The 14,068-nt window shown below is 68.9% G+C and carries 12 protein-coding genes; 7 read left to right on the top strand and 5 right to left on the bottom strand.

Annotated elements, in window-relative coordinates:
* Positions 1-2: 2 nt before the first annotated feature.
* From ACZ1DY_RS36975 to ACZ1DY_RS36965, 3 genes are read right to left on the bottom strand one after another with little or no spacing between them, the layout of a single operon-like run.
* Complete coding sequence (locus ACZ1DY_RS36975; protein ID WP_465482431.1) at positions 3-884, bottom strand: ABC transporter permease; 882 nt, start codon at positions 882-884, stop codon at positions 3-5.
* Positions 881-1,876 (bottom strand): ABC transporter ATP-binding protein, encoded by a 996-nt coding sequence (locus ACZ1DY_RS36970; RefSeq protein WP_126737465.1) that lies wholly within the window; start codon positions 1,874-1,876, stop codon positions 881-883. Before ACZ1DY_RS36970 ends, ACZ1DY_RS36975 begins: the two co-directional genes overlap by 4 nt.
* A complete protein-coding gene (locus ACZ1DY_RS36965) occupies positions 1,873-2,958 on the bottom strand; it encodes a LolA family protein (RefSeq protein ID WP_257484421.1) in 1,086 nt (361 codons plus the stop codon). Before ACZ1DY_RS36965 ends, ACZ1DY_RS36970 begins: the two co-directional genes overlap by 4 nt.
* A gap of 144 nt (positions 2,959-3,102) precedes the next feature.
* Here ACZ1DY_RS36965 and ACZ1DY_RS36960 point away from each other — a divergent pair, with 144 nt between their 5' ends.
* The 3 genes from ACZ1DY_RS36960 to ACZ1DY_RS36950 all read left to right on the top strand — a co-directional run bounded on the left by ACZ1DY_RS36960 (position 3,103) and on the right by ACZ1DY_RS36950 (position 5,638).
* A complete protein-coding gene (locus tag ACZ1DY_RS36960; RefSeq protein ID WP_126737467.1) occupies positions 3,103-3,831 on the top strand; it encodes a response regulator transcription factor in 729 nt (242 codons plus the stop codon).
* On the top strand, positions 3,828-5,156 hold the full coding sequence (locus ACZ1DY_RS36955) for an ATP-binding protein (protein WP_126737468.1): 1,329 nt from the start codon (positions 3,828-3,830) through the stop codon (positions 5,154-5,156). Before ACZ1DY_RS36960 ends, ACZ1DY_RS36955 begins: the two co-directional genes overlap by 4 nt.
* Before the next feature lie 92 nt (positions 5,157-5,248).
* A complete protein-coding gene (locus tag ACZ1DY_RS36950; RefSeq protein ID WP_257484423.1) occupies positions 5,249-5,638 on the top strand; it encodes a (deoxy)nucleoside triphosphate pyrophosphohydrolase in 390 nt (129 codons plus the stop codon).
* Positions 5,639-5,689: 51 nt separating this feature from the next.
* Here ACZ1DY_RS36950 and trpS read toward each other — a convergent pair whose 3' ends face one another.
* Positions 5,690-6,655 (bottom strand): tryptophan--tRNA ligase, encoded by a 966-nt coding sequence (trpS, locus tag ACZ1DY_RS36945; RefSeq protein WP_457959939.1) that lies wholly within the window; start codon positions 6,653-6,655, stop codon positions 5,690-5,692.
* A gap of 334 nt (positions 6,656-6,989) precedes the next feature.
* Between trpS and ACZ1DY_RS36940 the strand changes: the two genes are divergently transcribed.
* Positions 6,990-7,289 carry a YciI family protein gene (locus tag ACZ1DY_RS36940; RefSeq protein ID WP_126737471.1) on the top strand — a complete coding sequence of 100 codons (300 nt, stop codon included), beginning with the start codon at positions 6,990-6,992 and terminating at the stop codon, positions 7,287-7,289.
* Positions 7,290-7,296: 7 nt separating this feature from the next.
* Here the strand turns inward: ACZ1DY_RS36940 and ACZ1DY_RS36935 are convergent, their stop codons facing one another.
* Complete coding sequence (locus ACZ1DY_RS36935; protein WP_007028942.1) at positions 7,297-7,455, bottom strand: hypothetical protein; 159 nt, start codon at positions 7,453-7,455, stop codon at positions 7,297-7,299.
* Positions 7,456-7,649: 194 nt separating this feature from the next.
* Between ACZ1DY_RS36935 and typA the strand changes: the two genes are divergently transcribed.
* The 3 genes from typA to ACZ1DY_RS36920 all read left to right on the top strand — a co-directional run bounded on the left by typA (position 7,650) and on the right by ACZ1DY_RS36920 (position 13,965).
* On the top strand, positions 7,650-9,572 hold the full coding sequence (gene typA, locus ACZ1DY_RS36930) for a translational GTPase TypA (RefSeq protein ID WP_126737472.1): 1,923 nt from the start codon (positions 7,650-7,652) through the stop codon (positions 9,570-9,572).
* Positions 9,573-10,162: 590 nt separating this feature from the next.
* The gene (locus tag ACZ1DY_RS36925) at positions 10,163-11,872 is read left to right on the top strand and encodes an ABC transporter family substrate-binding protein (protein WP_257489888.1); all 1,710 of its coding nucleotides are present in this window, start codon (positions 10,163-10,165) and stop codon (positions 11,870-11,872) included.
* Between the two features lie 287 nt (positions 11,873-12,159).
* The gene (locus ACZ1DY_RS36920) at positions 12,160-13,965 is read left to right on the top strand and encodes an ABC transporter family substrate-binding protein (protein WP_257484425.1); all 1,806 of its coding nucleotides are present in this window, start codon (positions 12,160-12,162) and stop codon (positions 13,963-13,965) included.
* The last annotated feature ends 103 nt before the right edge of the window (positions 13,966-14,068 follow it).

Here is a 14,068-nt window from a genome sequence, read left to right as displayed (position 1 = left end):
GGTCAGCCGTCCCGGGTGGTCAAACGCGCGTAGGCGATCGAGAGCCCGATGGCGATGTAGCAGGCGGCGCGCAACGCGCCTTCGCCGAGCATCGCGGTGTCCACCGGGTCCATCAGCACCGAGGCGGGTGCCTGCGTCCAGTTCTCGTTGAGCAGGAACGGATGCAGCCACGAGACCGCGTCCAGGAAACCGAGGATGGTGAACACGATCGTCCCGGCCAGCACCGAGGCGACGACCAGCATCGGATGCTCGGTGAACGCCGAGATCGCCAGCGCGACCGCGCCGACCGCCCACAGCTGCAGCACCACCCACGCGGCCACGAGCAGGACGCGGCCCAGCGCGTCCCAGACGCTCAGCGTCGAGCCGGTGAGGGTGAACATCGAGTCGGCGCCGCTGATGATCAGGCCGGTGACGAAACCGGTGAACGTCATGGCCAGTACGGCGACCGTCGAAACCGTCGCGACGCCGAACGCCTTGATCGCGAGCAGCCTGCCCCGGCCGACCGGCGCGATCAGCCAGCCGCGCAGCGTCCCGTGGGCCGCCTCGCCGGCGATCGCGTCCGCCCCCGCCATCGCCGAGGCGAGGGGGAGCAGCAGTCCGAGCGTCATGGTCAGGGCCGCGACCGGCAGGATGAAGCCGTTGCTGACCGCGGACGCGAGCAGCGCGCCGTCCCCGTTGCCGCCACCGCCGCCGCTCGTCTCCGTCGGGTCGACGAGCGTCAGCGCGACCCCGATGATCACCGGGATCAGCGCGAGCAGGCCCAGTACGGCGAGCGTGCGGGGCCGCCGGAAGATCCAGCGCAGTTCCGCCCGGTACAACCGGAGCAGCCCGACACTGTCCTGCCCGGTCCGTGCCGCGGGTGCCGCGGCTAGAGCGTGGGTCACGACTCCCCCTCACCGTCTACAGTGGACTCCGGCTGGGTCAGCCGGGCGAACAGGTCTTCGAGTCCGGTGCGCGCCCGCGCCGCCTCGTGCACGGCCACCCCGGCCGTCACCAGATGACGCAGCACGTCGGGGGCTTCGGCGGCGGTCAGGTCGACGCGGACGCCGTCCGGCGTGAGCCTGCTGCCGATCCTGTTCTCCCGCAACGTCTCCACCGCGAGTTCGGCGTCCGGCGTGCGCACCAGCAGCGCCGCGTTCCCCGACTCCAGCAGTTCCGAGAGCTCGCCCTGGGCGATCACGTTCCCGGACTGGAGCACCGCGACGTGCGTGCAGGTCGCCTCGACCTCGGCCAGCAGATGCGACGACACCAGCACGGTGACGCCGTCGGCGTGCAGTTCGGCGATGATCCGGCGGATCTCCCTGGTACCCGCCGGGTCGAGGCCGTTCGTCGGCTCGTCGAGCACGACCATCCGCCTCGGCACGAGCAGCGCGCTCGCCAGGCCCATCCGTTGCTTCATCCCCAGCGAATACCCCTTGTAGCGCCGGGTGGCGGCGCCGGTCAGGCCGACCCGTTCAAGGGCCGCGTCGACCGCGCCGGGGATCCCCGCCGAGGCCAGCCGCGGTTCGGCCGCGGCCACGCGCAGCAGGTTCTCCCGCCCGGAAAGAAAAGGGTGGAAACCCGGCCCTTCGACGAGCGCGCCGACGTCGGGCAGCGCGTGCGCCGCTTCGTCGGGCATCCGTTTGCCGAAGAGTTCGACCTCACCCTCGGTGGGCCGCACGAGCCCGAGCAGCATCCGGATGGTCGTCGTCTTGCCCGAACCGTTGGGGCCGAGCATCCCCAGCACGGCGCCTTCGGGAACGTCGAGATCGACGTGGTCCACGGCCACCGTGCGGCCGTAGACCTTGCGCAGGCCCCTGGTGCGGGCCGCCATGGGTACCGCCGGAGCGGACGCCTCCTGGGAAGCGTCCGCCCCGGCTTCGAACGTGGTGGTCACTTCGCGGCCAAGGCCTCGAAGAGGACCTGCTCCGGCACCGCGCCGGCGGCGTAGCGGCCGTCGTCGGTCAGCACGCCGCTGCCGACCTTGGTGGTCACCAGCCAGCCGCTGCCCCAGGCACCGCTGACCGGCTTGGCGAACCGCGAAAGCAGCGCCTTCGGGTCGACCTGGCGGCCCTGCTCGTCCTTGGCCTCGCCGGCCTTCGCCAGCGCGTCGGCCGGGATCTTGCCGGTGATGGCGGTGTCCCAGCCGTCGCCGACGACCTTGATCTCGGACTTCGCCCGCTCGGCCAGCTCACGGTCCTTCGGCTCGACCTCGGCGGTCTTCTCGGTCACCTTCGCGCCCTTGGGCGGGGTGAACTCGAAGTTCGACGCGGGCTGCGCCGCGAAGTTGATCTCGCTGAACGAAGCCTCGAACGCCGGGGCGGACGTGCCGTTGGCCAGCACCGTGACCCGCAGCGGCATCCGGGTCTGGTCGTCGATCGCGACACGGATCTCGCGCAGGACGGTCCGCTCGGTCGGCTTCGGGGTCAGCACCAGTTCGTACGCGGCGCGATTCGCGACCGCGGCCGTACCGTCGACGGCGATCGTGCTGCTCTCGCGCACCTTGCCGAGCAGTTCCGACGCCACCGTCGCCGGGTCGACGTCCTTGCTCTTGTCCTGGTGCTCCTTGGCCAGCCCGTCCGGGACGGTGATCTTGGTGGCCGAGTTGTCCTTGGAGTTGTACTCCCAGACGGTCTGGCCGGTGCGGACGATGGTCTGCTGGCTGGAGCCCTCGGTGAGCGAGATCTTGCTCTTGCCCGCGCCGTCGGTCGACACCTGCGCCGAGTCGACGTCGAGCGCCGAGACACCGGGCAGGGCGCCGCCGACCTGCGGCAGGCCGAGGTCGTTGCTGACCTTGACCTTCCCGTCGAACGCCGTCGGCTTCGCGTTGAGCGTCGACTGCACCAGCTCTTCGGCGCTGATCTGCGGCAAGACGGGCGCGTCGCCCGCGGTGGCCGGCATCGCGACGACGACGAGCCCGCCGACGCCGAGAGCCGTCCCCACCACCGCCGCGGTGATGGCCTTCCTCTTCGGATCCATGCTGTCTCTCCCTGTTTCCCCGAACCCCAGTGTGCTCGGGTCTTGGCGACAACGCTTCCCCGGAAACGCTGAGACACCACTCAGACTCCGCCGCCGGAGCTGAGATGGCGCTGAGAGGTCGCGCGTGAGCTGGTCGAAGCGTGAATGATGAGGGACGTGAAACCTCGAGTACTGGTGGTCGACGACGAGCCCGGCGTGCGCAAGGCGTTGCAGCGGGGGCTGCGCGCCGAGGACATGGACGTGGTCACGGCGGCCGACGGGCCCAGCGGCCTGCGGCTCGCGCAGACGGGCTCCTTCGACGTCGTCCTGCTCGACATCATGCTCCCGGGGCTTTCCGGTTACCGCGTGCTCGAACGCCTGCGCGCGCTCGGCGTCACCACACCGGTGCTGATGATCTCCGCGAAGGACGGCGAGGTCGACCAGGCGGACGGCCTCGACCTCGGCGCCGACGGCTACCTCGTCAAACCGTTCTCGTTCGTCGTCCTGGTCGCGCAGGTGCGCGCGGTATTGCGGCGCGCCTCGCCGGACGCCATCCGCGGGCCGCTGCGCATCGGCGCGCTCGAAGTCGACCGGAGCCTGCGGCAGGTCCGCTACGACGGCGTCGAAGTGGCGTTCAGTCCCCGCGAGTTCGCGCTGCTGGAGGTGCTGGCCGGCCGGGCGGGAACGGTCGTCACCAAGGACGAGCTGCTGCGCGCCGTCTGGGGTGACGAACAGGCCGCGACCCGGAACGTCGTCGAGGTCTACGTCGGTTACGTGCGCCGCAAACTCGACGCGGTCGGCGCGGGCGCCCTGGTCCGGACCGTGCGCGGACACGGTTACCTGGCCTCGGATCCGCAGCTCGACGAAGTGATCGCCCCGGCGGGACAGGGGTGATCGGCTCGCCGTCTTGGTGGCGCCGCCGATCGCTGGAGGTCCGGATCACCCTGCTCACGGCCACGGTCACGCTTGGTTTCCTGCTCGGGCTGGCGGCGGTCGCGGGGGACAACCTCCAGCCGCTTCTCATCGGCTCGGTCGACGATGAGCTGAGTGCTCGGCTGGAGACCGCGAAGTCCGACGTCGCCGCGGGACGGGTGCCGTCGGGATCGGCGGTCACCGTCCGCGTCCTCGACACCGCCGGCGGCCCGGTGGACGGCCTCCCGCCCGCGAACCTCGGCCCCGCGGACGTCCGCGCGCTGAAGGCCGGCGAATCGGTCACGACCGGTGGCGAGCACAGCTGGCGTTGGGCTGGCACCGTGGTCACCGCCCCCGACGGACAGCAACGGCTCGTCGTGACGGGTGCGGGCCTGGTCGGCTTCGCGACCGCCGTGCACTCCGGCGGACTGTGGCTGTTCGTGGTCGCGTCCGTCGGCGCGGTGGGCGCCGGGATCGCGACGTGGCTGCTGGTGCGGTTCGCCCTGCGGCCGGTGGCGCGGATGCGCGGTTCGGTGCGGGCGCTCCCGCGGGGCGCGCGGCTGCCGCTTCCGGATTCGCACGACGAGCTCCGCGCGCTGGCCGAGGAGTTCAACGCGTTGCTGGCCAGGCAGGAGGAAGGCGCCGAACGGCTTCGCCGGTTCACCGGGGACGCCGCGCACGAACTCCGGTCGCCGGTCGCGTCGATCCGCGTGCAGGCCGAGGTCGCGGTCGCCAATCCCGATCCCGAACTTTCGCAGGAGACCCTTTCGGACATCCTGGAGGAGGCGGAACGGCTCTCCGCGCTGCTCGACGGGCTGCTGGCGCTGGCGAGGTCGGACGCGGGGGAGGTGCCGCCCGCGGAACCCGTCGAGCTGGTGAGCGAGGTGCGGGCCGCGGTCGCGCGGATGCCCGCCGGCGCGCCGGAGATCCGGGTGAGCGGCACGGTCGGGGCGGCGTGGGCGCTCGCCACGCACGCCGAGGTCGAGCTGGTGCTGAGCAATCTGCTGCGCAACGCCTGCCGGTACGCGCGCGGCCAGATCGTGGTGTCGGTGCTCGCGGCGCGGTCCACCGTGCGGGTGGTGGTCGACGACGACGGGCCGGGGATCGCGCCCGAGCACCGGGAGCGGGTGTTCGACCGGTTCTACCGCGTGTCCGATTCGCGGGCGAGGTCCTCCGGCGGCACCGGGCTGGGGCTGGCGATGGTCGCGGAGGCCGTCCGGCGCCGAGGGGGCCGGGTTCGCGTCGGTGAGTCACCCGATGGCGGGGCGCGATTCCAGGTCGTGTGGCAGGCGGCGCGGCCTCAGTAGGTGCTGCTGTTCGCGCCACGCGTGACGTGCCGTCCGTCTGATCACGCGAAACCACCGTCCGCGATCTGCATGCGCGGTCGTAGGGTGAGCGCGTGGTGATCGTGGGCGCCGCCATCGTGCGGAACGGACAGCTGCTGGCGCAGCAGCGGGCTTGGCCCGCCGACCACGCCGGGCAATGGGAACTGCCGGGTGGACGGGTCGAAGACGGCGAAAGCGACGAAGCCGCCTTGGCGCGGGAATGCCTGGAGGAGCTGGACGTAACGGTGACGGTCGCGGGCCGGGTCGGCGAGGACGTGCCGCTGCCGAAGGGCAAGGTGCTGCGGATCTACGCCGCGACGCTGGTCAGCGCGGGGGACGAGCCGCGAGCTGTGGAGCACAAGGACGTCCGGTGGATCGCGCCGCACGAACTCGACGACCTCGACTGGCTGCCCGCCGACCGGATCCTCCTACCCGCCCTGCACACCCTGATCGCAAGTCCGTGAAGGCCTCCTTCCCTACCCTCAAAGTAGGGAAGGAGGCCTTCACGGACCTCTTCAGCCGGCGCCGATGAGCCGCAGCGCGGACTGGAGCCGGTGCTCACCCCGTTCCGCCGCCCGGACGGCACCCGCCTTGCGCACCCGCTCCAGCTCACCGGGATCGCTCAGCAGCGCCAAGGCGCCTTCCCGGACCGGCCGCAGCTCCTCGATCAGCGCCTCGGCGACGGCCTCCTTGACCTGGCCGTAGGAGTCGAACCGGTCCGCGAGGACCTCGGGCTTCTCCCCGGTGCACGCCGCGAGGATGTCCAGCAGGTTCGCCATCCCCGGCCTGCTCTCCGGCGCGTAGGCCGGTTTCGACCCGCCGTCGGTCTTCGCGCGCTTGACCTTCCGCCGGACCTGGTCGGGCTCGTCGAGGACGAAGACCACGCCGGCCTCCTCCTTCGTCGACTTCGACATCTTCCGCGTCGGCTCGGCGAGGTCCATGACCCGCGCGCCGGCGGGCGGCAGCACCGCCTTCGGCATGGTGAACACGTCGCCGTAGGTGGAGTTGAACCGCTTCGCCAGCGTCCGCGCCAGCTCGACGTGCTGCCGCTGGTCCTCGCCGACCGGGACCTCGTCCGCGCCCTGCAGCAGGATGTCCGCCGCCATCAGCACCGGATAGGTCAGCAGGGACAGCCGCACCCCGGCCCGGCCCTTCGACTTCTCCTTGAACTGGATCATCCTGGCGGCCTCGCCGTAGTTGCAGGTGCACTCCAGGACCCAGTTGAGGGCGCCCAGCTCGCGGGCGATGTCGGATTGCACGAACACGCGGTCCGGCTCGATCCCGGCCGCGATCAGCACGGCCAGCTGCTCCGACGCCATCGAACGCAGCTTCGCCGGATTGTGCGAGTTCGTCATGGCGTGCAGGTCGGAGACGAAGTACAGGTCGTCCGGCCCGCCCTCGTCCGCCCAGCGGGAAATGGCCCCCAGGTGATTCCCGACGTGGACGTGGCCGGACGGGGTGATCCCGGACAACCTGATCATCTGCCTTCTTCCTTCCGGATTCGGGCCGCCCCAGGGTCCGGGCACGAAAAAGGCCGCCCGGTGGGGCGGCCTGGTGGTGCGCTCGTCTGGTTCAGCGCAGGACTTCGGGGCCGCCGGAGGGCGGCCACCACTGGGCGTTCTGCGCGCGCATGCGGCTCATCCTACAGAGCGACCCGCGTTCAGTCCTCTGGATGCGGTGGTTCGACGTCGAACCACCGCATCCAGAGGACGAAACACGGGTGGTTTCACTCATTACGGGCACGTAGCGTCAACACTTCATATCAGCCGGGGCAGTACACCCGTCATATTGGCGATGCGGGTCTACCTTCATCTCATGTTTGTCGTCCTGCTGACCTACACAGCGCCCATCGAAGAAATCGACTACGTGCTCCCGGACCACGCGGACTGGCTGACCAAACAGTACGAGCACGGCAACTTCCTCGCCTCCGGCAGGCGTAACCCGCGGATCGGCGGCGTGATCATCACCAAGCCCATGGCCAGGGGAAAGCTGGACGCGATCCTCGCGACCGACCCCTTCTCGGTCAAGCACATGGCCGCCTACGAGGTGATCGAGTTCTCGCCGACCCGGACCGCGCCGGAACTGCGGGCGATCAACGAGGCGGTGGTGCATTGACGATCTTCTAAGCGGCCTTCGCGATCTTCGTCTTCGCCTTTTTCAGGGCGAGGACGGGGCATTTGCCGCACCTCGACTTCGACCGGCAGCATTTCTTCTTGACCTTGCCGGACTTCATCCATTTGCGCACGAGTTTGTGCGGGTCGTCGGGTAGTTTCTTGCCCACTCGCGCTCCTTGTCCGACTGCGTCGGCGACCTCTACACGTTAGGTGAGCCTAACCGATCCGGGGGCGTGGGGCTGCTCACATCCGGGCTACAGGTATCCTGGTGTGGTCCGCGTATGGCCAAAGTCGGCCAGGCGTGTCTCGAACGCGCGAGCGCGGGCACCACACCCGAACTTGAAACCTTTGGAGCCTTCGCGTGCCCGCAGCCAGCGCCACCGCAGTCGATGCCGGCCGCTCGTCCGGCAAGACCCGGCCCGACCTGCGCAACGTCGCCATCGTCGCACACGTCGACCACGGCAAGACGACCCTCGTCGACGCGATGCTCCGGCAGTCCGGCGCCTTCGAGGAACGCGCCGAACTCGTCGATCGCGTGATGGACTCCGGTGAGCTCGAGCGGGAAAAGGGCATCACCATCCTCGCGAAGAACACCTCCATCCGGCGCAAGACCGACGAGGGCATGGTGACGATCAACGTCATCGACACCCCCGGTCACGCCGACTTCGGTGGCGAGGTCGAACGCGGCCTGTCCATGGTGGACGGGGTCGTGCTGCTGGTCGACGCCAGTGAGGGCCCGCTCCCGCAGACCCGGTTCGTGCTGCGCAAGACCCTCGAAGCCGGCCTGCCGGTGATCCTGGTCGTCAACAAGACCGACCGGCCCGACGCCCGGATCTCCGAGGTCGTCGAAGAGACCCACGACCTCCTGCTCGACCTGGCCGGTGACATCGAGGACGCCGACCTCGACGCGATCCTCGACCTGCCGGTCGTCTTCGCCTCCGCCCGTGCGGGCAAGGCGAGCCTCGAGCAGCCCGCCGACGGCGCGGTGCCCGAGAGCGAGAACCTCGACCCGCTGTTCGAGACCCTGATGCGCCACGTGCCGCCGCCCTTCGCCGACCGCGAAGGCCCGCTGCGCGCGCTGGTCACCAACCTCGACGCCTCCAACTTCCTCGGCCGGATCGCGCTGATCCGCATCCACTCCGGCAGCCTGCGCAAGGGCCAGACGGTCGCCTGGATGCGCGAGGACGGCAGCGTCCAGAACGTCCGCATCTCCGAACTGCTGGTCACCGAGGCGCTCACCCGCGTCCCCGCGACCGAGGCGAGCGCGGGCGAGCTGGTCGCCATCGCCGGTATCCCCGAGATCACCATCGGCGACACCCTCGCCGACGTCGAGAACCCGGAGGCGCTGCCCCGGATCGCCGTCGACGAGCCCGCCATCTCGATGACCATCGGTGTCAACACCTCGCCGCTGGCCGGCCGCAGCGGTGGCGACAAGGTCACCGCCCGCCTGGTGAAGGCGCGCCTGGACCAGGAGCTCATCGGTAACGTCAGCATCAAGGTCCTGCCGACCGAACGCCCCGACACCTGGGAGGTCCAGGGCCGTGGCGAGCTGGCGCTGGCCATCCTGGTCGAGCAGATGCGCCGCGAGGGCTTCGAGCTGACCGTCGGCAAGCCGCAGGTGGTCACCAAGATGATCGACGGCAAGCTGCACGAGCCATTCGAGCGGCTGTCGATCGACTCCCCCGAGGAGCACCTCGGCGGCATCACCCAGCTGCTGGCCGCCCGCAAGGGCCGCATGGAGCACATGGGCGGGCACGGCACCGGCCGTATCAAGCTCGACTACGTCCTCCCGGCGCGCGGCCTGATCGGCTTCCGCACCGACTTCCTCACCGAGACCCGCGGCACCGGTATCGCGAACCACGTGTTCGAGGGGTACTTCCCGTGGGCGGGCGAGATCCGCACCCGCCACTCCGGTTCGCTGGTCGCCGACCGCTCCGGCCCGATCACCGCGTACGCGATGATCCAGCTGGCCGACCGCGGCACCTTCTTCGTCGAGCCGGGCGCCGAGGTGTACGAGGGCATGGTCGTCGGGGAGAACCCGCGCGCCGAAGACCTCGACATCAACATCACCAAGGAGAAGAAGCTGACCAACATGCGTCAGTCCTCCGCCGACGTGATGGAGACGCTGGCCCGCCCGCGCAAGATGGGCCTGGAAGAGGCGCTGGAGTTCTGCTCCGTCGACGAGTGCGTCGAGGTCGCCCCCGACGTCGTCCGGATCCGCAAGGTCACGCTGGACGTCAACCAGCGCGCCAAGGAGCGCAACCGCAACAAGAACCGCGGCTGACCCGCCAAGCGAACGCCGGAGGGCGCCTGCTCACTCACCGTGAGTAGGCGCCCTCCGGCGTTTTCGCCTCCCCAGGTGGTCACGCACCGTATTCGCGCGGGCGTTCTTCGTTAAAGAAAGGTCCTTTCCCGACAATTCCGAGGGGAAAGCCGAACTCCTTTTCGGACGGTGTTCACAACACCGGAACACCCCGGACCGAACGGCGCCGGAGCGGCCGCGCGCGCCGGGCGGAGAACGCGGATCAGGGTGGGCGCGAAACAAAAGACCCTAAATGCGTCCGGATAGGACTCGCGGTCGAGATCGTTTCGGTCATGAATCGTGCGGTGGCGAACATTCCGGCGGCCGTTCCGGAATGTTCCGGGTTCGCGGAACCGATTGCCGGGAGCGGCTCCGAAAAGCCCCGGCCCGGCAGGAACCCCGGGGCCCTCCCGGACGTCCACCGGAGGAGGACGGCATCCGGTCGGGCGACGGCCGGGCCGATATGGGAATCTCGCTGCCGAGGCCATGGTGCGCGTGATAGCTCTATGGCGACGAGGCGAGGGACAAACCAGGAGGATCCAGGCGTGCGGTCACCGACCACAGCGGCGTCCATGCTGGCGTGCGCGGCCGTGCTCCTCGCCGCCTGCAGCAATACCCCGCCCCCGCCCGTGGTCAGCTCTTCGGCCTCCCCGGTGAGCACGTCGACCACCAAGACGCCTTCGCAGGTGGTCGTGGGTGTCGACGACGTCCTCGGCGGCTACAACCCGCACAACCTCGCCGACGCCTCCCAGGTCACGTCGGCGCTTTCGCAGCTGCTGCTCCCGTCGGTGTTCCGCCCCAAGGACGACGGCAGCTTCGAGCTGGACAAGAACCTGATGAAGTCCGCCGAGGTCGTGTCGCAGCAGCCGTTCACGGTCGCATACACGATCCGCCCGGACGCCTCCTGGTCCGACAGCGCGCCGATCGCCGCCGAGGACTTCGCCTATCTCCGCGAGGCCATGCGCGACCAGCCGGGCGTCATCGGCGCCGCCGGCTACCGGCTGATCTCGGACATCCAGTCGCGTGAAGGCGGCAAGCGGGTCGAGGTCACCTTCGCCAAGCCGTATCCGGGCTGGCAGACGCTCTTCGGCAACCTCCTGCCCGCGCATCTGCTCAAGGACGCCCCGAACGGGTGGCAGGGCGCGCTGGCGACGACGTTCCCGGCGGTCGGCGGCCCGTACTCGATCAAGGGGCTCGACACCGCGCGCGGAGAGATCACCCTGGAGCGCAACGAGCGCTATTGGGAGAAACCCTCCGCACTCGACCGGATCGTGCTCCGTGCGGCCGATCAGGACGGCACACTGGCCGCCCTGCGCAGCGGCAACGACCAGTTCGCGATGACCAGGACCGACGGCACCGGCCTGAAACGGCTCGGGGAGCTCGGCTCCGCCGTCCAGCTGCACACGGTCGCGCGGCCGACGGTCGCGCAGATCCTCCTGCGGCCGGTGAGCTCGACGCTGTCGGATCCCAAGGTGCGCGAAGGCGTCACCGCGCTGATCGACCGCGGCAAGCTGATCACCGAGGCGACCGACGGCGGCCCGTCCGACAAGCTCCGCGCCGACGCGCAGGTCCGCGTCCCGTCGGCGCCCGGTTTCCAGCCGACGATCCCGGCCCCCGGCCCGCCGTCGGCGGCCGATCCCGTCAAGGGCGAGGAACTGCTCAAATCCGCCGGATACACCAAGGAAGCGGGCACCTGGCGGAAGAACGGGAAGAACCTTTCGCTGGTCGTGGCCTCGCCCGCCAAACAGGAGCCGTACGCGACGATCGCCAAGGAGCTGACGGCGCAACTGGTGGCCGCGGGGATCGAGGTCAACGCGATCGCCCCGCAGCCGAGGGAGCTCTTCTCGACGATGCTGGCCATGCCGGTACTCGACGGGATCCAGCAGACGACGCCGGAGGGCGCGGGCAACGTCGGCATCGACATCGCGGTGATCGGCCAGGTCACCGGTGGTGCGGACGTCGCTTCGGTACTGGCGTCCACCTTCGGCTGCCGTCCCGATCAGCTCACCGACAAGACCAAGGCCGTCGTCCCGGGGAACCCGCTGGGCTTCTGCGATCCGGCCCTGCAGGCCTCGATCGACTCCGCGCTGACCGGCGCCACCCCGGTGGCCGACACGCTTTCGGCCCTGGAACCGGAATTGTGGCGTCGGAATGTTGCCATTCCGTTGTTCCAGCTGGCCGATACCCTCGCCATCGGCTCTGGTATTTCCGGAGTAACCGCTGGTCCTCCTATGGTGGGCCCTTTCGGGTCCGCGGTGAACTGGACGCGGGGCCCGAAGTAGCCGTTTCGAGTCCGGAACGGACCCTGGCGGGTGACCTTTCCCGGCACGTTCGAGTGGCGGACTGATTCCTCAAGGTAACCACTGTATTTCCTGATGTCAGCCGCAAGTTACCCTTTGGTCACGATCGCCCCGGAACTGGTGACTGTTCGTGCATTTCCTTTCTAGCGTGCACCGGCAGTGCGCCAAATGAGTGTTGCTTGGCGTGTCATAGGCTCCGGGCCATCTCACCGGAGCGGTGTGGGGTCCTGTTCCGATCTCAGGAACCCAGTGCTAGGAGGGCACACTTCATGAGGAAGTCCAAGGCAGTCTCCGCCTGGTCGCTGGTCGCGGCCTCCGCGCTTGTGCTGAGCGCATGCAGCGGTGGCGACAGCGGCAGTACCGACCCCAACGGGTCGTCGACCGATATCAAGAGCATGGCGACCGGCAAGGCGCAGAACGGCGAAAACTTCAAGCTCGCGGACACCCCGGGGTACGAAGGCACCGTCACCGTGGGTATCGACGACGGGTACTCGGGCTACAACAACGACACGCCCGACACCAACACGTCGTACAACACCTACATCCTGACCGCCGTGCTCGCGGGCGCCGACGTGCTCGACGGCAACAACAAGGTGCTGCTGAACAACGACGTGTTCGACTCCTGGGAGGTCACCTCCAAGTCGCCGCAGACCGTCGTCTACAAGATCAAGCCGAACGTCAAGTGGTCGGACAACGAGGCGTTCGACTGCGACGACATGTACCTGTCGTGGCTGGCGCACTCCGGCAAGGCGAAGACCTCCGACGGCAAGCAGGCCTTCCTCGCCGCTTCGACGACCGGCTACCAGCTGATCGACCAGGCGACCTGTAAGGACGACCTGACCTTCGAGACCAAGTACACCGAGCCGTACCTGGACTACAAGGGTCTGTTCAACTCGACCGCGATCATGCCCGCGCACATCGTCGAGAAGAACTCGGGCGTCGCCGACATCACCAAGCTGACCCCGACCAGCGACGCGGCCCAGCTGGCGAAGGCCGGTGACTTCTGGACCAACGGCTTCAAGGGCTTCAAGGCCGAGAACATGCCGGCTTCGGGTCCGTACAAGATCACCGCGTTCGACGCCAACCAGAAGGCCGTCACGCTCGAGAAGAACCCGAACTGGATCGGTGGCAAGGGTGGCCCCTCCAAGATCGTCGTGAAGGCGATGGAGGACACCAAGGCCATGGCGACCGCGCTGCAGAACGGTGAGATCGACATCGCCGCTTCGACCCAGCCCGACGCCACCGCGGCGAACACCATGAAGGGCCTCGCCGCCCAGGGCATCACCTACGGTTCGGCCTCGCAGCTGACCTTCGAGCACATCGACCTCAACTACAAGCGCATGTTCAAGGACAAGGACCTGCGCAAGGCATTCTTCGAGGTCGTCAACCGCCAGGAGATCACCGACAAGCTGCTGAAGGAGGTCCAGGCCGACGCGACCCCGCTGAACAGCATCGTGTTCATGCCGGGCGAGCAGGGCTTCAAGGACCTGTACAGCAGCAAGGCCGGTCTGGGCGCCGAGGCCGCGGCCAAGACGCTGACCGACGCCGGCTGGGTCAAGGGTGGCGACGGCATCTTCGCCAAGAACGGCCAGCGCGCGTCGTTCAAGATCTCGCACAACCAGAACACCCGCCGTCAGCAGACCGTCGAGATCATCATCTCGCAGGCCAAGGCCGCCGGTATCGAGATCACGGACGACCAGGACGCCAACTTCCTGAAGGGTGGCCGTCTCGCGGCCAGCGACTACGACGCCGCGCTCTTCGGCTGGTCCGCCGCTCCGTTCAAGGCCGAGCAGAAGTCGATCTACATCACCCGTGTCGACGACAGCAGCCAGAACTACCAGGGCCTGTCGAACCCGACGATCGACTCGTCCTTCGAGGCGGCCGTGAAGGCCACCGACGAGGCCGTGCAGCTGGAGAACTACCAGAAGGCCGACCAGGCGATCGCGGACGAGTACGCGACGCTGCCGCTGTTCCAGACCCCGTCCATGTGGGCGTTCAAGGGCATCGACCGCACTTACATGCAGTCGTACAACGGTGTCCTGTGGAACGTCGGTGAGTGGGAGCAGAAGAAGTAGGGCCTCCGCCCCGCTTTTTCACCACTCGCTTACGCGATCCTGGTGGTACGGGGTCCGGCCAAAAGCCGGGCCCCGTACCCGCCGGAAGTAGCTGTTGACCGTA

This window comes from Amycolatopsis sp. PSD-21, assembly GCF_055561455.1.
Note: the sequence above shows the minus strand (reverse complement) of the source record. Positions and strands in the feature narration are given on the sequence as shown.